The sequence below is a fragment of the Hydrotalea sp. AMD genome, assembly GCF_004100315.1.
Classification (GTDB): Bacteria; Bacteroidota; Bacteroidia; order Chitinophagales; family Chitinophagaceae; genus Hydrotalea; species Hydrotalea flava.
This window is the reverse complement of the sequence record NZ_SCKY01000006.1, coordinates 81038-100623: the sequence shown is the minus strand read 5'-3', so window position 1 is coordinate 100623 and position 19586 is coordinate 81038. Positions and strand designations below refer to the sequence as shown.

The window sequence follows — 19586 nt, the reverse complement described above, 5'->3', positions numbered from 1 at the left end:
TGATAAAGTAAATGTGATTTTAGCAGATTTTGAATTTCATATTTAAAAATTTTATCATTCATATATTACTTTTTGCGAATAATATTATTTACCCTCATTTAGTAAACCTCCATAATTTATTTCAACAATTGCAAAATCATAAAAATATCGTAATATTGCGATTGAATTACTAAAATTTATTCCAATCAAGAAAGTTTAGTTATGGCAGCAAATAATTGCGCTCCTGCACAAGAAAGAAAACATTTGAGTTTTTTAGACAGATACTTAACATTGTGGATATTTCTGGCGATGGCAGTCGGTGTATCTATTGGCTATTTTTTTCCTTCATCCGCTAATTTTATAAATTCATTTTCATCAGGTACCACCAATATTCCGTTGGCTATCGGTTTAATATTAATGATGTACCCGCCATTTACCAAAGTAAAATACGACAAGTTAAAAGAGGTATTTAAAAATACAAGGGTATTAAGTGTGTCACTTTTTTTGAATTGGATTATTGGGCCTTTTTTGATGTTTTTTCTTGCCATTATTTTTTTGCACAATTATCCTGCTTACATGACAGGGCTCATTTTAATTGGATTGGCTCGTTGTATTGCGATGGTGATAGTATGGAATGAATTAGCAGAAGGCAACAGGGAATATGCAGCTGGATTGGTAGCACTGAACAGTATTTTTCAGGTATTGTTGTATAGTGTATATGCTTACTTTTTTATTACTATTTTACCACCTCTTTTTGGATTTTCAGGCAATACAGTCAATATTACCATTAAACATATTGCAGAAAGTGTTGCCATCTATTTAGGAATTCCTTTTGTTGCCGGGTTTTTAACCCGCTATTTTTTATTGAAAGCTAAAGGCGAAGAGTGGTATAAAAATAAGTTTATACCTTTTGTTTCACCTATTACCTTAATTGCACTTTTATTTACCATTGTGGTGATGTTTGGTTTAAAGGGTGAATTGATTGTTCAGATTCCTTATGATGTGCTGCGTATAGCATTACCTCTGGTTATTTATTTTGCCATTATGTTTTTGGTGAGTTTCTTTATCGGGAAAAAGATGGGTGCAGATTATTCGGTGAATGCATCTATTGCTTTTACTGCTGCCGGTAACAATTTTGAATTAGCCATTGCTGTAGCAATTGGTGTATTTGGCATCAATAGTGGGGAAGCATTTGCCGGCGTAATTGGCCCGCTGGTTGAAGTGCCAGCTTTAATTACATTGGTAAATGTTGCATTCTGGATACGCGATAAATGGTATGCACCTAAAGTTACTGATGCGCAGGAGCCGGAATAAGTATAAAATTTCATTCCTTTCATTATTTTAAGGTTTCGCTATGGGTTCAAACAATAACTTTATTGTTTGGTTTGAATGCTGTGAAGCTAATATGGTAATGAAAAAAACTTTTGCAGATAGCGTTATTCGTTTTAACAAAGAACTATCATTAAATATTCCTTTGCCTAAAACCATTGTTGCAATGAACCCCTTTCAAAATAATGGGGGTGCTATTCAGTTAATGAAAAGTTTTTACAAGAAGTTTTACGATGATCGAAAGAAACGTTTTTTTATCATCGGTATTAACCCGGGCCGTTTTGGTGCTGCAGTTACCGGTGTTCCTTTTACTGATACCAAACGGTTAACTATTGCATGTGGTATACCTTGTAAAGGTAAAGAAACACATGAACCTTCTTCTGTTTTTATTTATGATATGATTCAGGCTTTTGGAGGTACACAGGTATTTTATCAACACTTTTATATCAATTCCATTGTTCCGCTGGGTTTTTCAAAACAAACAAGTGCAAATAAATTCGTGAATTTCAATTATTATGATGACAAAGATTTGCAAACAGCATTAAACCCATTTATACTTCAATCATTGCAGCAACAAATTCATTTTGGCATTTATACCCATACTGCTTTTTGTTTGGGAAGCGGTAAAAATTATAAGTACATTCAACAATTAAACAAGGAGTTCAATTTCTTTCAAAAAATTATACCGTTAGAGCATCCCCGATTTATTATGCAGTACAGGCAAAAACAAAAACAACTGTATGTTGAAAAGTATGTACAAACTTTCTATGAAACATTATTATTTTAAGTATTTCAGGTAATTTTTATCTTCCCTTTAAAATAAATTGTTTCCTTCCTTCCATTAAAATGAAGTAAATTTATACGCCATTTTACTGCAATAACATTTGAGTGGCATAGCTGTACAAATTCACACAGTTTTTATTTGTTCTTGCTTATTATGCTTGCATACTTTATTTCTTCACCATAAAATTTTCCGTATGAAGAACGATTTTTTAAGCATCACAAAAACACTTCAAACAGCTAAAGGTAGTTTTGCATACTATAGCCTTCCTGAATTAGAACGTAAAGGATATGCTGTAAGTAAAATGCCTTTCTCAATTAGAATATTATTAGAAAATGCACTTCGAAATTTTGACGATTTTGCTGTTACCAAAGAAAATGTAGAAACCATATTAAATTGGAAACCTCAAGCATCAGATAAAGATATTCCATTTAAACCGGCAAGAGTATTGATGCAGGATTTTACAGGTGTTCCTGCCGTTGTTGATATTGCATCATTACGGACAGCCGTTGCTGAAAAAGGTAAAAATCCCGATATCATAAATCCTTTAATACCTGTTGATTTGGTGATAGATCATTCAGTACAGGTTGATTATTTTGGAACTGCTTATGCATACGATAAAAATATGCAGGAAGAATATGTTAGAAATGAAGAACGCTATCGCTTCTTAAAATGGGCGCAACATGCATTTAATAACTTTAGTGTAGTACCTCCCGGAATGGGTATTTGCCACCAGGTGAATTTGGAATATTTATCCAAAGGTATAATAGAACGCGATGGAGTAATCTTTCCCGATACATTAGTAGGTACTGATAGTCATACACCTATGGTAAATGGAATTGGAGTGTTAGCCTGGGGTGTTGGTGGCATTGAAGCGGAAGCTGCTTTATTGGGGCAACCAGTTTATTTTATTATGCCGGAAGTAATTGGATTGCAATTAACCGGAAAGCTTCCCGTGGGTACAACAGCAACAGATATGGTATTAACCATTGCTGCATTATTAAGAAAATATGGCGTTGTTGGAAAATTTGTTGAAGTGTTTGGCGATGGGCTGGATCATTTAACTGTGCCCGATCGTGCTACAATTGGAAATATGTCTCCTGAGTTTGGTTGCACAATAACTTTCTTTCCAATAGATGCAAAAACTATTGAATACATGCGCGAAAGCAATCGTTCTCCTGAACAATTGGCCTTGGTAGAAAATTATTGTAAGGCCAATTTATTATGGAGAACAGGCAATGAGCATATAGAATATACCGATGTAATTACACTCGATCTGTCTACCGTTGAGCCTACTGTATCCGGCCCCAAACGACCGCAGGATAAAATACTTTTAAAAGATTTTAAAAAAACATTTGTTCAACTTTTAAAAGCGAATTATGGACGAGCCTACATCACAGCCAATGAACAATTCATTGATAAATGGAAGGCAGAAGGTGGTAGCCAGCTGATGCATGAACCAAAATCTGCCGAAACAAATGTAGTTGAAGTGTTGGTTGAAAATGGTATGAAAAAAGTATGGGTTAGTTTGGGAGAAGAAAAGTTTATGCTGAATGATGGTGCAGTAGTAATAGCTGCCATCACTTCCTGTACCAATACCTCTAATCCTTATGTGATGATTGGTGCCGGCTTGGTAGCACGTAAAGCAAGAGCCCTGGGTATTGATGTGAAACCCTGGGTAAAAACTTCATTGGCACCGGGTTCAAAAGTAGTAACAGATTATTTGAAAAAGGCTGATTTGCTGGGCGATTTGGAAGCTTTGCAATTTCATGTAGTAGGATATGGTTGCACTTCTTGCATCGGCAACTCAGGACCGTTACCTTTTCATATTGCAAAAGCAGTTGAACAAAACGATTTGGTGGTAGCATCTGTTTTATCTGGTAACCGAAATTTTGAAGCGCGAATACATCCACAAATAAAAATGAATTTTCTCATGTCGCCTATGTTGGTAGTGGTATATGCATTGGCCGGCAGAGTGGATGTTGATTTACTGAACGAACCAATTAGTTTCGACAGAAATCTGGAACCCGTTTATTTAAAAGATATTTGGCCAACAAATGAAGAAATTCAAACAGTGATGCGTCAGGTATTATCACCCAATGATTTTGAAAAAAATTATCAAACTATTTTTGAGGGAAATAGTATTTGGCAAAATCTACCAGTAGCAAAAGAAAAATTATATGAATGGAGTACCGACTCCACATATATTAAAGAAGCCCCTTTTTTTAAGGATCTTCCCAATGAGCCTGCACCATTTCAAAATATTGAACATGCTCGTGTATTATTAATGTTGGGCGATAGTATTACTACCGACCATATTTCACCTGCGGGATCATTCTCAGAATCTTCTGCTGCAGGAAAGTATTTATTAAGCAAAGGAGTACAAAAATCCGATTTTAATTCATACGGTTCACGCAGAGGAAATGATGAAGTAATGGTTCGTGGAACTTTTGCCAATGTTCGAATAAAAAATAAAATTGCCAACAGAGAGGGTGGCTATTCCGTTTATTTGCCCACAAGAGAAGAAATGTTGGTATATGATGTTGCGATGAAATATAAGGAACAACAAACGCCTTTGTTGGTTTTGGCAGGAAAGGAATATGGTAGTGGCTCATCAAGAGACTGGGCTGCAAAGGGTACTTTTTTATTGGGTATTAGAGCAGTGCTGGCAGAAAGTTATGAACGCATTCATCGAAGCAATTTAGTTGGAATGGGCGTTTTGCCTTTACAATATCTGGATGGAGCCACCGCCGAAAGTATTGGATTAACTGGGAAAGAAACTTTTAATATTATGGGTATTGATCAATCTTTAACTCCACTAAAACAATTAACCGTTTCGGCAATCAAAGAAGATGGTACTGCTACTCAATTTAATGTACTGGCCAGATTAGATTCTGAAATTGAAGTTGAATATTACAGGCATGGAGGTATTCTTCAATATGTTTTAAGGCAGTTTTTGAAACAATAATTGATCTTCTATTTAGTGTAGTTACCTTTTTTCGTTTCAACAATTCAAATGTTGATGGGTATGTATAAATTTGGATTAAAGTTATAAACAATACAATAGTTTATTTGATCATTGGATGAAGTAATAATATAGTTTTTTTCATAAACATGAATTCATGAAAAAAAATTTATCCCTAAAAAGAGTATACGATCCACCTGAAGACTCAGATGGATTGCGTGTTCTGGTAGATCGGGTTTGGCCTAGAGGGTTAACGAAAGAAAAAGCAAAGATTGATGTATGGTTGAAAGACATTGCACCAAGTACCGAATTGCGCAAATGGTTTGCACATGATGTTGCAAAGTGGAAAGTATTTCATGAAAAATACACTACTGAATTGTTACATAATAAACCGGCTGTAGAAGAGTTAAGAAAATTACTGTCAAAACAAAATATTACACTTGTTTTTGGTGCAAAAGATGTTTTACACAACCAGGCTGTGGTTATAAAAGAATTCATGAGTAAATAATATCGATTCATCACTAACGCATAATAGCAAAAACTATTTTAGTTATAAGAACCATGTTAATGCCGATAGCACAACCAAACTCATTACCGGCTACAAAGTTACTACCGCCAATATACAGGATAGTGAACAGATGGATGAATTATTAAATAAGAAAGAAGATGGCGGTCAACCCCTTTATGCCGACAGTGCTTACCGCAATAAAGCCATAGAACAGATATGCCACCGGAAAAATATAGAAAGTTGCATCCATGAAAGAGGTTACCGGGGCAAGCCGCTGACAAAGCGGCAACAGCAACGTAATAAAAAGAAATCAGCCATCAGAGCCAGGATAGAACACATTTTTGGTTTTATGACCAATAGTATGAATGAAATGTATTTACGGTACAGGAACTTTATAAGAAACCAGGCGGCCATCGGGTTAATGAACCAGACCTACAACCTGTTCAGGCTGGTTCAACTGAAAGTAGAACTAAGAAGTTGATGGGATAGCTGTACCTATCCCCTAAAAAAAAGGGCATAAAAAGATAAACCGGGATGAAAAACATCCCGGCAATGAAACCACAAAAAAGATTATCAAACCAAACTGCATCAAAAATCATTCTTTGAAATATTGCTAACAAAAAATGGGTTATTATAAATACACCTATGTGTAAAACAAACTGAGCTCTAAAAAAATAGATGCCGACAATATGACCGACATCTATTCAAAAATTAATTTTTTAGTATCTTCTTCCCGGAGGTCTGTTATTAAAAGGTCTGCCGCTACCGCTATTGTTGTTGCTTCGGCCATTATCTTCCGCTTGAGTAACAGCAATTTTTTTGCCCATCATTTTTACGCCGTTCAGCAGCTCAATGGTTTCTTTGGCTTCTGCATCATTGGGCATTTCAACAAAACCAAACCCTTTGCTTTTTCCGGTTTGTTTATCTTTGATAACAATGGCTGAGCGCACATCGCCATATAATTCAAACATCTCCTTTAAATCGGTTTCATCAATATCGCCGGGTAATCCCCCAATGAAAAGCTTCATACAAATTGTTTAACGTTCAACTGCAAAAATAATCAATCAAACGGCTAATTAATAATAATCTTTTTTAAAGTTAACTGCTTATCCTGTTTTACAAAAAAAAATAGCATTTCAGTGTTTAAAATGCACTGCTGTTGCTATCTTTACAAATATTTTAACACCTGTCCTATGCAGCGTAATAGGTATTTATGGCTAATATCTCTGCTATTTTTTACTACTACTATCTACTCTCAAGCAAATTTATCAAGCGATAGTTTGCTTATTTTAGCTCGTAATGCTGCTTTCCGGCAGCATAATTATGCATTGGCAAAGCAATACCTGCATCAGGGTATTCAGCAAAGCCCGGGTTATACTGATTTATGGGTATTTATGGGCAGAATAAACAGTTGGGAAAAAAATTATGACAGTGCGGCTTATTTTTTTGAAAATGCCTTGCAGAAAAATCCTGGCTATGAAGATGCTTCATTAGGATATGCTACAATGTTATTTTGGAATAATGCTTATCCAAAAGCATTGGCTATATGTAACACTGGTTTGCAATTTCATCCGGAATCAGCATCCTTGCTGTTGTTAAAATCAAGGATTTTTGTAGCGCAACAAAACTATGATAGTGCTTATTTCACTATTCAAAAACTGATTCATTTTAGAAATGAAATGGCTGCTGCAAGGGCGTTGGCCGCATCTATTAAATCATTACTCTCAAAAAATCAGATAGATCTGAGTTATGATTTTGTATATTTTGATCAACAATTTAACAACCCCTGGCATTTGGCTAGTGTTGATTATGGAAGGACAACCTCGTTGGGATTAATCACCGGAAGAGTAAATTATGCCAATAGGTTCAACGAAAATGCCTTGCAGTTTGAAGTAGAATCTTATCCGCATATTTCAAAAATATTTTACAGCTATATCAATGCTGGTTATACGGGAAATAATAACGGGGTATTTCCTCAATGGCGTGGTGCATTTTCATTATATGCTAATTTGCCAAAAAGTTATGAAGCAGAAATGGGGGTACGCTATTTACAGTTTGGTAATAGTCCAACTTGGTTATATACTGCCTATGCTGGCAAGTATTATAAAAACTGGCTTTTTGGGGCAAGAGCTTATATTATTCCGTCTAATTATACTTCCAAAGCCGGTGTTTCTTATAGCGCAATGGCGCGTTACTATTTTGGCGGAGCTTATGACTTTATTGGCATTTCTGCCGGTTATGGTATTTCGCCAGATGACAGGTATAATGCAGTTTTATTAGATAATAGGGCTAATCTGGTTGCTTATAAAGCGGGCTTGTTATACCGGAAAACTATTGGGAAAATGAATGTATTGTCGATTGATGCTAATTGGGTAAATCAGGAATATTTACCCAAAATCAAAGGTAATCAATATCAGGTAGGAGTAGCCTGGATGTTTAGGTTATAGATACACTAACATACACTGTAGCTTGTGGGATTTAATTATTCTGTATATTTTTTAAACAAGCTATCGGGTAATAGTTTTAAATCTTTTGCGAATTGATTGTTTTTTACTTTGAATTGATTAAATCTATTATTGATTTCTGCCAATACAGAGTCTTTTTTTGTTGCTTCAATCGATAAGCTTGGATAAATTCTAAACAGGCTTTCCTGGTTTTCTAAGTACTCATTACTGATAAAATCTACTAAATCGGTTTTTGTTTGCATCAATGGATAATGATGTATATTTCTGAACCTTATTGCGGTATCTAAACCTAATCCCATCCATGCAACAGTATCCGGAAAAGCAAGCCTGTATTGCTTTTGTAATAACTTAATAAGTGTTGGCGTTATATCAAAATGTGTAGATATACTCCTGAACACTTCACTTTTTTTCAATAATGGCGAATAGATAATCAAGGGTACATGATATCGGTCTAATTTATCTTCTATAGGGATTTCAGGCATTCTGTGATCACCGGTTATGATAAAAATAGTATGTGTAAAATCTGTTCTTTGTTTATAAACATTAAAAAAATATCTTATATTTTCATCGGCATATAAAACTGCACTTAGCTCTTGTTTGTAATGTGCAACTTTTTCTTTATCTGATTCTCTTAATGCAAGTCGGCTTAAATGTTTACCAAATTTATTATAGTATAAAGCTGCCTGATTGAGTGAGAAAGGCTCGTGAGTAGATAAAGTTAATAAAACATTCAGGTAGGGTGTTGTATTGTTGAGATGATCAAAATAAAACTGATACAGCGATTTATCTTCATAACCCCATGAAAAATTATTCACTGAATTTATTTTTTGATATTTTGTGGCATTGAAATCATGCATATCAAATATTCTGTCTGTTCCATTTTTTTTCATAAACAGGTTCATATTATCAAATGATGCATCTCCACCGTACAGGAACGCAGAATGATAGCCATGTTTCTTTAATAAGTTCATGAGCGTAAATGCCGGCGGCATTTTATTGCCAAGTTCTGCAAAGCCACTTTGTGCAAATGGGAGTGATCCTGTAATAGAAGGTAGTGCAGCAAAAGTTCTGCCACCCTCACTTAAAAAATTACTCCAATACAATGCATGCTTTGATAAAGAATCTAAGAAAGGTGTAAAACTGCCCAAATAAGCTTCATCATTACTAAATGCACTTCCTAAACCTTCTATAATGATAATGACAATATTGGGTATGGTACTGTCAGTTTTAAAATACTGTGAAAGGGTTTCGGCAGAGCTATCTGCTATATGCAGAAAAGGATACTTTTTTTCATCTATATATTTAAAATTTTTTTTAACAAATTTTTCTTGCTCTAATTGTGCTATATTTTCAATGTGTTTTGGAAAGAGGTATTGGTACGATGCGCTTAGAAAATATGCAGTTTTGTTTTGTGATAAGTTGTTGTAGTAATAATTGTTGTATTCTCTAATTTTCATAAAAGAAGAAAATCCTGTAAAAGAAAGTATTAGCAGTATACCACTAAAGATACTAATGCTAATATTGCCAGGGTTCAATTTTTTGGGTAGAAATATTTGCAGGTAAAAAATAATGAATACAATTCCACAAAAAGCTATGATTACATAAACTGAAATATTTGATGCAGTAATGGTTGTTACAATATCACTCCAACTATAACCAAATATATCCGCTCCTAAAGGCACCTGAGTAAAGTAAAAATATGCTGATAACATTAATTGAATAATGCATACACTAAAAAAAACTGATTGAATAAGGAGTTTCGAAAGTTTTCGGCTAATTAAATATGCAAGATACAATAGGAAATACAAGCTAATGACAACTAAAAATAAAAATCGTATATCATGAAAGATAGAGCTTTGCAAAATTTTTGGTAATTGATCAGGAGCACCATTTTTATAGATTTCAGCTAATAATTCAAGTGTACTGATGGTTATAATAGTGCTCACAAATACTATGATATATTTTGCATACAGTTTTGAGAAATAAACCAACTTCAAAAAATAATTTCCAAATGCTTCTAATGTTTTACGATCCTTTTTTTGTTTTAGATGTTCCTCTTTGTGCTGTACAATTGTTGTATTGTTTTCCGTAACAATATTTTTTTTATTGAATCCTATTCGAACCATTTCACCCCAATTTGATTTTTTATTGATTTTATCAATAAATCCTTTCATTGCACTCCAAACTACAAATGGGTGAAAGTAGAAAGGTTCTGTAAAAGTGCTAAATATTAAATGAGTAATATCTATTCTCCGCTTATATTGATGATATGTAAGTACTTCCATTAAAATGGCAAAAATGGAATAAGTATATCCGAAAAATATTATAACGATTAAATATAAAATAAAATAACTCCAATCCAATATTCCTGCTAAAGCAAAAATTAAAAAACTGATAAAACCTATAAATTCTATGATGGGTGAACATAGTTCAAAGAAAAACCAATAAGGATAACTTAATAGGCCAAGTATACCGTATTTGGGATTAAAAAACATTTTTTTATGCAGCCACAATGTTTCATAAGTTCCCCGGAGCCATCGATTACGCTGGCGGCCTAAAATTTTAAAATTATCTGGCGCCTCTGTCCAGCACAGAGGATCGGGAATGTATTTCACTACATATGGTAGTTTTCTTTCTTCCATATACCTGCGCATTCTTACCACCAGTTCCATATCTTCTCCTACAGTTTTGTGGTTATAACCACCAGCCTGTATCACAATTTCTTTATCAAATGCACCAAATGCTCCGGATATTAGCATTAATCCGTTTAAACGACTCCATGCCATTCTGCCTAAAATAAAAGCTCTGATGTACTCCAGTGTTTGCATGCGTGGCAAATACTTTTCAGGTAAATGTACTTTTACAAGTTTCCCACGCACCACTTCACACGAATTGGCAATTCTAACAACACCACCGGTAGCAATTACTTTTTTATCCGACTCTTCTAAAAATGGTTTCATTACTTTTAATAATGCATCTGGTTCCAAAATGCAGTCAACATCTATACAAACAATATAATCTTTTGATGCAATATTGATACCCACATTAAGCGCATCTGCTTTTCCTCCATTTTCTTTATCTACAATAGATAATTTTTTGTAAAGTGGATTTCTACTTCTATAAACACCATTTATAGGTTTTGTTTTAATTTTCTCTTCTGTATAAAAGTTTACCTGCTCTAATTCAAATGCAGTAATTAATTGGGTTAAACTATCATCTTTACTGCCATCATTGATTACAATAATTTCAACATTTATATAATCAATCGATAAGAGTGAATGTACATTTTCCACAATAGTTTTTGCTTCATTATAAGCAGGAGCCAGTACACTAATGCCTGGAGCATAATTATTGGTAAAAAGTAAATCATAATCAGTATATGTGTTCTTATGTAGGTATTTTTTTGTTTCTCCAATTGAATATAATCCTATAAATAAGTATGTGGTAATAAGTGCAACCGAGTAAATGAATATTATTTCTGAAATAATATGATATATTGCTTCAGTCAGTTGATGTGCATTCAGGAGCCACAACATACCATTCTCCCAAATAATGTTTATGTTGCAAATGATGGAGGCAATTTCAAATAGTATATGATGTGTGGCTAAAAAAATCATTTCAGTTGCACGAGCTTTTGTGTTGAAACAGTATCATCAAAATTTATTGATAAGCTAGTTCATCTAGTGCATGCAAAGTGAATTTTGTTACTTTGTTTTTTTGTACAAATAATTGTTCCTTCCACGTTATCATATCCGGTGCTATTTTTAATAGTGTAATCATAGCTTCTTTAGCTAAATCAATATCTTCAGATAGAACTATTTCTTTTAAAAATTGAATATCGTTTCTGCTTCCGATTTTTCGTAGTACAGTTAGTATGGCTATTTTATTTTGTTTTGTTTCTAATTTATAAAGTGCTTTTAGTGCTGATGTTTCTGTTTGTTGGGGAAATGAAACCAATGTTTCAATAGCTGTTTTTCTAACAAAGGCATTATTATGCTTTAAACAAGTTTGGTGAATAATAGGCAATGCTTCTTTAATGCTATAAATAGCTGCTATTTTTAAGCAAAATGTTATTACAGTATCGTTTTTTGATCGTAGCCATTCGTTTAATTTTTTTAAAAAAACATTACTTGGCTGTTGGTTTTGTAATTGTGCTAATAGTTTAATTTGTTGCCATTCTGTGATTGGATTTGATATAACACTTAAAAACCGAAGTCCATCAAATCCATACATATTTACAATGCCTGTTTGTGCTTCTGTGCGTACCAATTCGTTTGTACTATTTGTATTTTTATAAATTACCTTTAATAAATCTCGTTGATCCATGGTATATAATTCGTGGATACCCTTTGCTTTTACATACCATTTTTTACTGTACAGTTTTTTAATTGAACTGTCTTTTAGTTGTAAAATTTCATACAATCGGATGATATTCCCTACTTCTTTTCCCTGAATATTATTTTTTAATACTATTAATTCATTCGTGATTATTTTTTTAGCATAGTTTGATTTTAAAATATTTTTTATTCTATCGGGTAACTCACTTGATGGTTCATTTGTTGCAGCAATTTGTTCAGCCAGCCAGTTGCTCATTCTTTTTTGAATAATAATTTTGAGGAGAAAATACCTTTTTTTAATGTAGGTATTGGTATAAATTACAATCACCAGAGTAACAGACAGAATAAAGAATATCAACGCAACTGTTCGAAGTGTTTCGAGGTGTATATAGTAAAATATAAGCGTTTGCTTCGTAATATTATAATTCATTGGTTCCATCTTTATATAATTGAACAGGGTATTTATACAATGGTATGCTTTCAGGTAAATTTAATAAAGCAGGTTGTGCAATCTGTTTCGATTTGAATTCAGAAATTGCAGTTAATATTTGTTCAATATTAAATGGTCTCTTGATGTATTTATTTACACCTGATTTTTTTAAATCATTGATGATTTCTTCCTGTGTAAGTTTGGTTATTACTACTATAAAAATATTTGGAAACTTTGATTTGGCTAACTTAATTAACTCAAGTCCTGATGCATACTTCAGTTTTAATTTAGTAATCAGTATATCAGGTTTAATGTGCACTATTAATTCATGCACATGTTCTCCTTCTAAACTGCTGTATACGGTATATTTGGCCTCACTTAATCTTATGGTCAATATTTTCAACAGAATAGGATTACTTTCTACTACTAAAACTTTCATAATCTATTATAATATTTATATAGACTGATATAGTATTTGGGTGTCGCCAATACATCAAATTGTAAGTGCGACAAGATTCTTTCTCAGGTTATAGGTTTATTTAAGAGTTGGGTTATTCAAATCTCCATATTAAAGTTATATAAGCTGAAGCATATAACGTATAATTTATTGTATTTATTGTAGTATTATTGCTACATATTGCCTTAAAATTATTTACAATCATCAGATTTAACAGATTTTCTCATTTGAAAATCAGAATTTTACATTTCAATTGGAAGCATGCTGTTGAAAACATTGTTCATTACATTCTTTATTTGGTTGATTCCTTCAACCAATCGTGCCGGCGAAAAGCAGTATATGATGCAACAACCGAATGTTGTAACACATGCCATTCGGTTTATAGAACAGGATTGGAATTTAGCGAAGCAAATGGCTAAACAAGAAAACAAATTAATATTTGTTGATGTATATGCAACCTGGTGCCCGCCTTGTATGCTATTGAAAACCAAAACCTTTCAAAATAAAAAAGTAGGCGATTTCTTTAATAATAATTTTATTAATATTTCTATTGATGCTGAAAAAGGCATTGGCCCGCAGGTATCCCGCTATTTTGGTGTAAATGCTTATCCTACATTGGTATTTACAGATGCAGCAGGTAAACCGGTGATGTATGCATTGGGTTATATGGGTACAAAAGATATTTTAAAGTTTGCACAAGCTGCGCTGGATAAGCTCAATTCCCAAAAATAACCATGTTTTGCAGATAGTCATCCATCTGCTTCAATTAATCAGCCGAATTTGCCGTTAATACAAAGGCTGTGATGAATTAGAACATTTCAGTTATTTTTGAAAGAATAACCATACTCGTTAGTAACGGTATTGTTTTTTAGAATATTAAAACAAAATTTTAAATATGCAGGTTGATAAAGCTTTGGTTGAAAAATTGGCGCATTTATCCCGTTTGAATGTTGATGAAGCCGATATGCCCCAATTAATTAGCGATTTGGAAAATATGATAGCCTTTGTACAGGAACTGCAGGCGGTTGATACTACCAATGTTGCACCATTAATGTACGTGGGCCAGCCCATGAATGTTTTTAGGGAAGATGAAGTTGATAACCAAATTACGCAGGCTGAAGCATTGAAGAATGCACCGCTGCACAATGGTGATTTTTTTCAGGTACCTACTGTTATAAAAAAATAAAGTTTAATTATCAACCGTATGGATACTCTTATTGAACTCAATCATATAGAGAAAGATTATTTTATAGGAAACCAGGTAATCAAAGTATTAAAGGGGATCAGTCTTTCTATATTACGGAATGAGTATGTAGCCTTAATGGGACCTTCCGGAAGTGGAAAAAGCACCCTCATGAATATTTTGGGTTGCCTTGATTCGCCAACGGGTGGTCGTTATATTTTAAATGGTAAAGATGTTAGTAAAATGCCCGATGATGATTTGGCTGAAGTACGTAATAAAGAAATTGGTTTTGTTTTTCAACAATTTAATTTACTACCCCGTTTAACAGCTGCAGAAAATGTAGCACTTCCCCTCATTTATGCAGGTGTTGCTAAAAAAGAGCGGCTGGAAAGAGCCATTGAGGCTTTGCAAAAAGTTGGATTGGGTGATCGTAGTCATCATAAATCGAATGAATTAAGTGGTGGCCAAATTCAAAGAGTTGCTATTGCAAGAGCATTGGTCAATAATCCATCCATTTTATTGGCAGATGAGCCAACAGGAAATTTAGATTCTAAAACTTCAGTTGAAGTAATGGAAATTTTTGGCAAAATTCAGGAAGCAGGCAATACAGTGGTACTGGTAACCCACGAAGAAGATATTGCACGTTATGCCAAACGCATTATTCGGTTGCGCGATGGGGTAATTGAAAGTGATAATATCAAAGATTTTACTACGCACACCGTTTATCAATAATGAGGTATAGAAGAAAACCTGCTTTATTTATTTACTGTATAGCATAAACCTTTTTACGGGTAACTTTGTAACATCTTTTGATTGATATTGTACAATATGGCCCTAAAAATTTATACAAAAACCGGAGATGCCGGCAACACCAGCTTAATTGGTGGAACAAAAGTTGCAAAAAATCATATTCGTATTGAAAGTTATGGTACGGTAGATGAATTGAATTCATTTATTGGATTGCTAAGCGACTCAATTGCTCTATTTCCTGTTTTACAGCCATTATGTGCTGATTTAAAAGAAATTCAGGACAGGTTATTTACCATTGGATCTTCTTTAGCCTGCGATCCTGAAAAAGCACCTTTAATGAAAATTCCTGATTTAAATAAAGCCGACATAGAGTGGTTAGAACATCATATTGATGCCATGCAGGCCGATTTACCTGTGATGAAGCATTTCATTTTACCGGGTGGGCATACTGCCATTTCAACCGCGCATATTACCCGTTGTGTTTGCCGCAGAGCCGAACGTTTGTGTGTGGCTATGCAAGCCAACAATTTGTTTGTAGATCCTTTGGTAATTCAATATTTAAACCGGTTGAGTGATTATTTATTTGTTATAGCCCGTTGCATTGGACACAAACTGCAAATAGCAGAAATTGCCTGGAAGCCCCGTATTCAGTAGTAATTTCAGTAGTTGTTTCAGGAAACAATTAGCCCGTCTTTCATGTGTAAAACCCGGTTGCTTAATGCAGCAAGTTCCGCATTATGGGTAACAATTAAAAAAGTGTGCCCTAATTCCTGCTGCAATCTTAAAAATAAATCGTGTAAATCTTTGGCATTGGCACTATCCAAATTGCCAGTGGGTTCGTCGGCAAAAATAATATCGGGCCGGTTAATGAGCGCCCTTGCCACCGCAACCCTTTGTTGTTCTCCACCACTTAATTCCTGAGGTTTATTATGTATTTTATCGGCCAATCCCAGTAGAGTGAGCAGCTCAGTGGCGTGCAATTGTAATTCTTTTTTCCCTCTTTGGGCAATCCAACCCGGTACGCATACATTTTCCAATGCTGTAAATTCAGGTAATAAATGGTGAAACTGAAATACAAACCCAATATGATTGTTTCTAAAATCTGCTAATTTTTTACCTTTTAACTGATGAATGGGTTGGTTGTTCAGCATAATTTCGCCGCCGTCTGCCTCATCTAAAGTACCTAAAATATGCAGTAAGGTACTTTTGCCGGCTCCGGAAGAACCTACAATTGATACAATTTCGCCCTGTTCAATTTGCACATTTACGCCTTTTAAAACTTCTAAACGATTGTATTTTTTTACAATATTGCGGGCACTTAACATAAATTTTACAAAGGTATTTGGCCGTAAACTTACAATAGATTCCTGCTTTTTACCTATTTTTTCAAAATAATTTACAAATACCTGTAAAGCCATTTTTGGTAGTTTCGCAGATACGGTTACTTTTGCACAAAATTTTTAAATATGTTCTGGACATTAGAACTGGCAAGTTATCTGGAAGAAGCACCCTGGCCCGCTACTAAAGATGAGTTAATAGATTACTCTATCCGTAGTGGTGCACCCATTGAGGTGGTTGAAAATTTGCAGGAATTAGATGACGAGGGGGAGGTTTATGAAAGTATTGAAGATATTTGGCCCGATTACCCAAGTCAGGAGGATTTTATGTTTAATGAGGATGAGTATTAACGAAACCACCTTCCATTATATTAGCCACCATTTATGGGTGGTTTTTTTGTGCCTGTACAATAAAAAAACCGGTGAAAATCCGGCTTTTAATTGCAATATTTTGAAGTGACTTTTATTCCAATCCCATTTTTTCCATAATGGTATTGCTAACACCGGTAGAGGAGTAGCCACCATCATGAAAAAGATTTTGCATGGTAACCATACGGGTTAAATCTGAAAACAACGTAATGCAATAATTGGCACAATCTTCGGCAGTAGCATTGCCTAATGGGGCAATGGCATTGGCATAATCAAAAAAGTCGCCAAAGCCTTTAATTCCGGTACCAGCAGTTGTTTTAGTTGGAGATTGAGAAACGGTATTGATGCGTACTTTTTTTGTTACGCCATAATGGTAGCCAAAACTTCTTGCAATAGATTCTAACATAGCTTTAATATCTGCCATATCTGTATAAAAAGGATAAGTGCGTTGTGCTGCTGCATAAGTTAAAGCCACCACACTTCCCCATTCGTTAATGGCATCTAATTTTTTAGCAACGGCCAGCATTTTGTGTAATGATAATGCAGAAACATCTATACCTTTTAAAAAGTAATCATAATTCAATTCTGTGTAGGGAATATTTTTTCTGATATTCACGCTCATACCAATGGAATGTAAAACAAAATCTATTTTACCGCCCAAAACTTCCTGACCATGCGTAAATAAATGGGTTAACTCTTCAACATTCGTGGCATCTGCAGGAATAATGAGAGAGCCGGTTTTTTCTGCCAGCGCATTAATTTGCCCCATACGCATGGCAATGGGGGCATTCGTTAATACAAATGTTGCACCTTCTTCATGCGCTTTTTCCGCTACTTTCCAGGCAATTGAATTTTCATCTAATGCTCCGGAAATAATACCTCTTTTGCCTTTTAATAAGTTGTATGCCATACATTTATTTTTTCAACTGTAAAAAAATTGTTTATGAAACCTCAAACATAAAGATTTAATGCAAGAAATGGATGCAACTGCTGCTGTTTGTTTACAATTAGACAAATTTTTTAAGGTTGCATCATTTCTTTTGCTGTTTCCAATGCGGCTGCACCGGGTTTTTCTCCGCCCAGCATTTGTGCAATGGCTATAATTCTTTCTTCCTGATTCAGCAAACGTATATTTGTTTGAGTTGCGTTATTGATGTTTTCTTTATATACAAAAAAATGTGCATCGGCCTTGCCAGCCATTTGTGGCTGATGTGTAATACAAATAATTTGCCTGTTTTCCGATAAATTTTTCATAATCAAGCCTACTTGTTTGGCTGCCTCGCCGCTAATGCCGGTATCTATTTCATCAAAAATTAGCGTTGGTAAATCGATGTATTGTGCTATCAGTGATTTTATGCAAAGCATCAGCCTGCTTAACTCGCCCCCGCTGGCCACTTTCTTTACCGGTTCAAAGCGGTTGGTATGGTTGGCATCAAACAAAAACTCAATATTATCCAAGCCATATTCCCACAAAGTAGTGGCTTGTATATTTACCTTTATTCGTGCATTGGGCATACCAACCTGAAACAATAAACGATTTACTTTTTGCTCAAAGGGTTGAATTTGCTTGTGTCTTTCCCCTGAAATGGCTGTTGCCAGTTCAGTAGCATGCTGTTGCAATGCTGCAGCTTTTTTTACCAGTTGTTCAATGGTATCATCAATTAATAAAACCTGTTGTAACTGTTCGCTTAATTGTTGTTGAATGGAAAGTAATGCTTCAGTATTTTGTACATTGTGTTTTTTCAACAACTTATATCCGGCTGCCAGCCGCTCTTCAATTTCTGCAATACGTTCTGCATCAAATAAAATATGCTGATTAATATGATCTATTTCAGTTGCAATATCTTTCAGCTCAATATGTGCAGCATTCAGGCGTTCAATCAAAGCGGGTATATCAGGATGCATGGCATGGTATCCTTGCAACTGCTGTATTATTTGTTTCAATTGCTGCACAATGGGTTGTTCACTTTCTATTAGTGGATATACAATGCCGGTTAAAGTAGCCTTAATACCTTCGCTATTGCTGAGTAATTTCAATTCCTGATCTAAATTTTCCAGCTCATTGGGGGCCAGTTGCAGGGTAGTTAATTCATCTAATAAAAATCGGTTATAATCTGCCTCTTTTTCAAAAGTTGTTTTTTGGGATTGAAGTGATGCTAATTCCTGCAGGGTATCTTTCCATTGTTTGTAAATGAACTGATATTTTTTTAATGGTTCACTTTGTTGTGCCAATGCGTCAATTACCTGCCGTTGGAAATCGGCTTTGGCCAAATCCAATGTATCAAATTGCTGATGTAAATCAACCAGCAAATTACCCAGTGTTTTCAGTTGCTGTAAACTAACAGGCGTATCATTAATAAAAGCTCTTGATTTTCCGTTGGGCGCAATTTCTCTCCTAATGAGCAGCGATGATTCTAAATCCAGTTCATTTTCTTTTAAAAATTGAGTAACTGCTTTTCTGTTTTCGGTTAAAAATACACCTTCAATAATACATTTTTTTTCAGGGTTAATCAGTACGGCTGTATCGGCTCTCTCGCCCAAAATAAGGTTTAAAGCACCCATCAGTATACTTTTACCGGCTCCTGTTTCGCCGGTAATAATGTTGAGTTTATGGCTAAACTGAATGGATACCTCATCAATAATTACATAATTCTGTATGTATAGTTTTTGTAACATGGTACTGGCAATAAAAATAA

General features: G+C 34.5%; 18 protein-coding genes. 11 read left to right on the top strand and 7 right to left on the bottom strand.

Annotated elements, in window-relative coordinates; genetic code table 11:
• The first annotated feature begins 201 nt into the window (after positions 1-201).
• The 5 genes from arsB to EO766_RS05720 all read left to right on the top strand — a co-directional run bounded on the left by arsB (position 202) and on the right by EO766_RS05720 (position 6043).
• Positions 202-1293 (top strand): ACR3 family arsenite efflux transporter, encoded by a 1092-nt coding sequence (gene arsB / locus EO766_RS05740; RefSeq protein ID WP_074418463.1) that lies wholly within the window; start codon positions 202-204, stop codon positions 1291-1293.
• A 97-nt stretch (positions 1294-1390) separates the two neighbouring features.
• Positions 1391-2095 carry a uracil-DNA glycosylase family protein gene (locus EO766_RS05735; protein WP_074418464.1) on the top strand — a complete coding sequence of 235 codons (705 nt, stop codon included), beginning with the start codon at positions 1391-1393 and terminating at the stop codon, positions 2093-2095.
• 190 nt (positions 2096-2285) lie between these two features.
• Positions 2286-5057: an aconitate hydratase AcnA gene (gene acnA / locus EO766_RS05730; RefSeq protein ID WP_074419490.1), complete on the top strand. Its 2772-nt coding sequence runs from the start codon at positions 2286-2288 to the stop codon at positions 5055-5057.
• 154 nt (positions 5058-5211) lie between these two features.
• The gene (locus EO766_RS05725; protein WP_074419489.1) at positions 5212-5562 is read left to right on the top strand and encodes a DUF488 domain-containing protein; all 351 of its coding nucleotides are present in this window, start codon (positions 5212-5214) and stop codon (positions 5560-5562) included.
• Between the two features lies 1 nt (position 5563).
• Positions 5564-6043 carry a transposase gene (locus EO766_RS05720; RefSeq protein WP_081298683.1) on the top strand — a complete coding sequence of 160 codons (480 nt, stop codon included), beginning with the start codon at positions 5564-5566 and terminating at the stop codon, positions 6041-6043.
• Between the two features lie 238 nt (positions 6044-6281).
• Here the strand turns inward: EO766_RS05720 and EO766_RS05715 are convergent, their stop codons facing one another.
• Positions 6282-6590, bottom strand: coding sequence for an RNA recognition motif domain-containing protein (locus EO766_RS05715; protein WP_074419487.1), 309 nt, complete (start codon positions 6588-6590; stop codon positions 6282-6284).
• A gap of 165 nt (positions 6591-6755) precedes the next feature.
• Here EO766_RS05715 and EO766_RS05710 point away from each other — a divergent pair, with 165 nt between their 5' ends.
• Complete coding sequence (locus EO766_RS05710; protein ID WP_074419486.1) at positions 6756-8009, top strand: YaiO family outer membrane beta-barrel protein; 1254 nt, start codon at positions 6756-6758, stop codon at positions 8007-8009.
• Positions 8010-8044: 35 nt separating this feature from the next.
• Here the strand turns inward: EO766_RS05710 and EO766_RS05705 are convergent, their stop codons facing one another.
• From EO766_RS05705 to EO766_RS05695, 3 genes are read right to left on the bottom strand one after another with little or no spacing between them, the layout of a single operon-like run.
• Positions 8045-11644, bottom strand: coding sequence for a sulfatase-like hydrolase/transferase (locus EO766_RS05705; RefSeq protein WP_081301306.1), 3600 nt, complete (start codon positions 11642-11644; stop codon positions 8045-8047).
• Positions 11645-11687: 43 nt separating this feature from the next.
• The gene (locus EO766_RS05700) at positions 11688-12794 is read right to left on the bottom strand and encodes a HEAT repeat domain-containing protein (RefSeq protein WP_074418329.1); all 1107 of its coding nucleotides are present in this window, start codon (positions 12792-12794) and stop codon (positions 11688-11690) included.
• Positions 12784-13233, bottom strand: coding sequence for a response regulator (locus EO766_RS05695; RefSeq protein ID WP_074418328.1), 450 nt, complete (start codon positions 13231-13233; stop codon positions 12784-12786). Before EO766_RS05695 ends, EO766_RS05700 begins: the two co-directional genes overlap by 11 nt.
• Before the next feature lie 279 nt (positions 13234-13512).
• Here EO766_RS05695 and EO766_RS05690 point away from each other — a divergent pair, with 279 nt between their 5' ends.
• The 4 genes from EO766_RS05690 (at position 13513) to EO766_RS05675 (ending at position 15838) form a co-directional block, all read left to right on the top strand.
• Entirely contained in the window at positions 13513-13983 is a 471-nt protein-coding gene (locus EO766_RS05690) for a thioredoxin family protein (RefSeq protein ID WP_081298681.1), read from the top strand.
• Positions 13984-14146: 163 nt separating this feature from the next.
• On the top strand, positions 14147-14437 hold the full coding sequence (gatC, locus tag EO766_RS05685; protein ID WP_074420265.1) for an Asp-tRNA(Asn)/Glu-tRNA(Gln) amidotransferase subunit GatC: 291 nt from the start codon (positions 14147-14149) through the stop codon (positions 14435-14437).
• Positions 14438-14455: 18 nt separating this feature from the next.
• Positions 14456-15166, top strand: a complete 711-nt coding sequence (locus EO766_RS05680; RefSeq protein ID WP_074419579.1) for an ABC transporter ATP-binding protein — start codon at positions 14456-14458, stop codon at positions 15164-15166.
• A gap of 96 nt (positions 15167-15262) precedes the next feature.
• Entirely contained in the window at positions 15263-15838 is a 576-nt protein-coding gene (locus EO766_RS05675; RefSeq protein ID WP_074419578.1) for a cob(I)yrinic acid a,c-diamide adenosyltransferase, read from the top strand.
• 17 nt (positions 15839-15855) lie between these two features.
• On the opposite strand, the gene EO766_RS05670 is transcribed toward EO766_RS05675, so the two are convergent.
• Positions 15856-16602 (bottom strand): ABC transporter ATP-binding protein, encoded by a 747-nt coding sequence (locus EO766_RS05670; RefSeq protein WP_245634906.1) that lies wholly within the window; start codon positions 16600-16602, stop codon positions 15856-15858.
• Between the two features lie 48 nt (positions 16603-16650).
• Between EO766_RS05670 and EO766_RS05665 the strand changes: the two genes are divergently transcribed.
• A complete protein-coding gene (locus EO766_RS05665) occupies positions 16651-16872 on the top strand; it encodes a DUF2795 domain-containing protein (protein ID WP_068244984.1) in 222 nt (73 codons plus the stop codon).
• A gap of 112 nt (positions 16873-16984) precedes the next feature.
• On the opposite strand, the gene EO766_RS05660 is transcribed toward EO766_RS05665, so the two are convergent.
• Both EO766_RS05660 and recN read right to left on the bottom strand, forming a co-directional pair.
• Positions 16985-17800: an enoyl-ACP reductase FabI gene (locus EO766_RS05660; protein ID WP_074418324.1), complete on the bottom strand. Its 816-nt coding sequence runs from the start codon at positions 17798-17800 to the stop codon at positions 16985-16987.
• A 110-nt stretch (positions 17801-17910) separates the two neighbouring features.
• Complete coding sequence (gene recN, locus EO766_RS05655) at positions 17911-19566, bottom strand: DNA repair protein RecN (RefSeq protein WP_074419577.1); 1656 nt, start codon at positions 19564-19566, stop codon at positions 17911-17913.
• Positions 19567-19586 lie beyond the last annotated feature (20 nt).

Excerpts from the sequence above, each read along its gene's own strand:
- EO766_RS05715 (WP_074419487.1), bottom strand. The coding sequence starts at position 6,590 with ATGAAGCTTTTCATTGGGGGATTACCCGGCGATATTGATGAAACCGAT.
- arsB (WP_074418463.1), top strand. The coding sequence starts at position 202 with ATGGCAGCAAATAATTGCGCTCCTGCACAAGAAAGAAAACATTTGAGT.
- recN (WP_074419577.1), bottom strand. The coding sequence starts at position 19,566 with ATGTTACAAAAACTATACATACAGAATTATGTAATTATTGATGAGGTA.
- EO766_RS05665 (WP_068244984.1), top strand. The coding sequence starts at position 16,651 with ATGTTCTGGACATTAGAACTGGCAAGTTATCTGGAAGAAGCACCCTGG.
- EO766_RS05660 (WP_074418324.1), bottom strand. The coding sequence starts at position 17,800 with ATGGCATACAACTTATTAAAAGGCAAAAGAGGTATTATTTCCGGAGCA.
- EO766_RS05735 (WP_074418464.1), top strand. The coding sequence starts at position 1,391 with ATGAAAAAAACTTTTGCAGATAGCGTTATTCGTTTTAACAAAGAACTA.
- EO766_RS05710 (WP_074419486.1), top strand. The coding sequence starts at position 6,756 with ATGCAGCGTAATAGGTATTTATGGCTAATATCTCTGCTATTTTTTACT.
- EO766_RS05675 (WP_074419578.1), top strand. The coding sequence starts at position 15,263 with ATGGCCCTAAAAATTTATACAAAAACCGGAGATGCCGGCAACACCAGC.
- EO766_RS05695 (WP_074418328.1), bottom strand. The coding sequence starts at position 13,233 with ATGAAAGTTTTAGTAGTAGAAAGTAATCCTATTCTGTTGAAAATATTG.
- acnA (WP_074419490.1), top strand. The coding sequence starts at position 2,286 with ATGAAGAACGATTTTTTAAGCATCACAAAAACACTTCAAACAGCTAAA.
- EO766_RS05680 (WP_074419579.1), top strand. The coding sequence starts at position 14,456 with ATGGATACTCTTATTGAACTCAATCATATAGAGAAAGATTATTTTATA.
- gatC (WP_074420265.1), top strand. The coding sequence starts at position 14,147 with ATGCAGGTTGATAAAGCTTTGGTTGAAAAATTGGCGCATTTATCCCGT.
- EO766_RS05670 (WP_245634906.1), bottom strand. The coding sequence starts at position 16,602 with ATGGCTTTACAGGTATTTGTAAATTATTTTGAAAAAATAGGTAAAAAG.
- EO766_RS05700 (WP_074418329.1), bottom strand. The coding sequence starts at position 12,794 with ATGAATTATAATATTACGAAGCAAACGCTTATATTTTACTATATACAC.
- EO766_RS05690 (WP_081298681.1), top strand. The coding sequence starts at position 13,513 with ATGCTGTTGAAAACATTGTTCATTACATTCTTTATTTGGTTGATTCCT.
- EO766_RS05705 (WP_081301306.1), bottom strand. The coding sequence starts at position 11,644 with ATGATTTTTTTAGCCACACATCATATACTATTTGAAATTGCCTCCATC.
- EO766_RS05725 (WP_074419489.1), top strand. The coding sequence starts at position 5,212 with ATGAAAAAAAATTTATCCCTAAAAAGAGTATACGATCCACCTGAAGAC.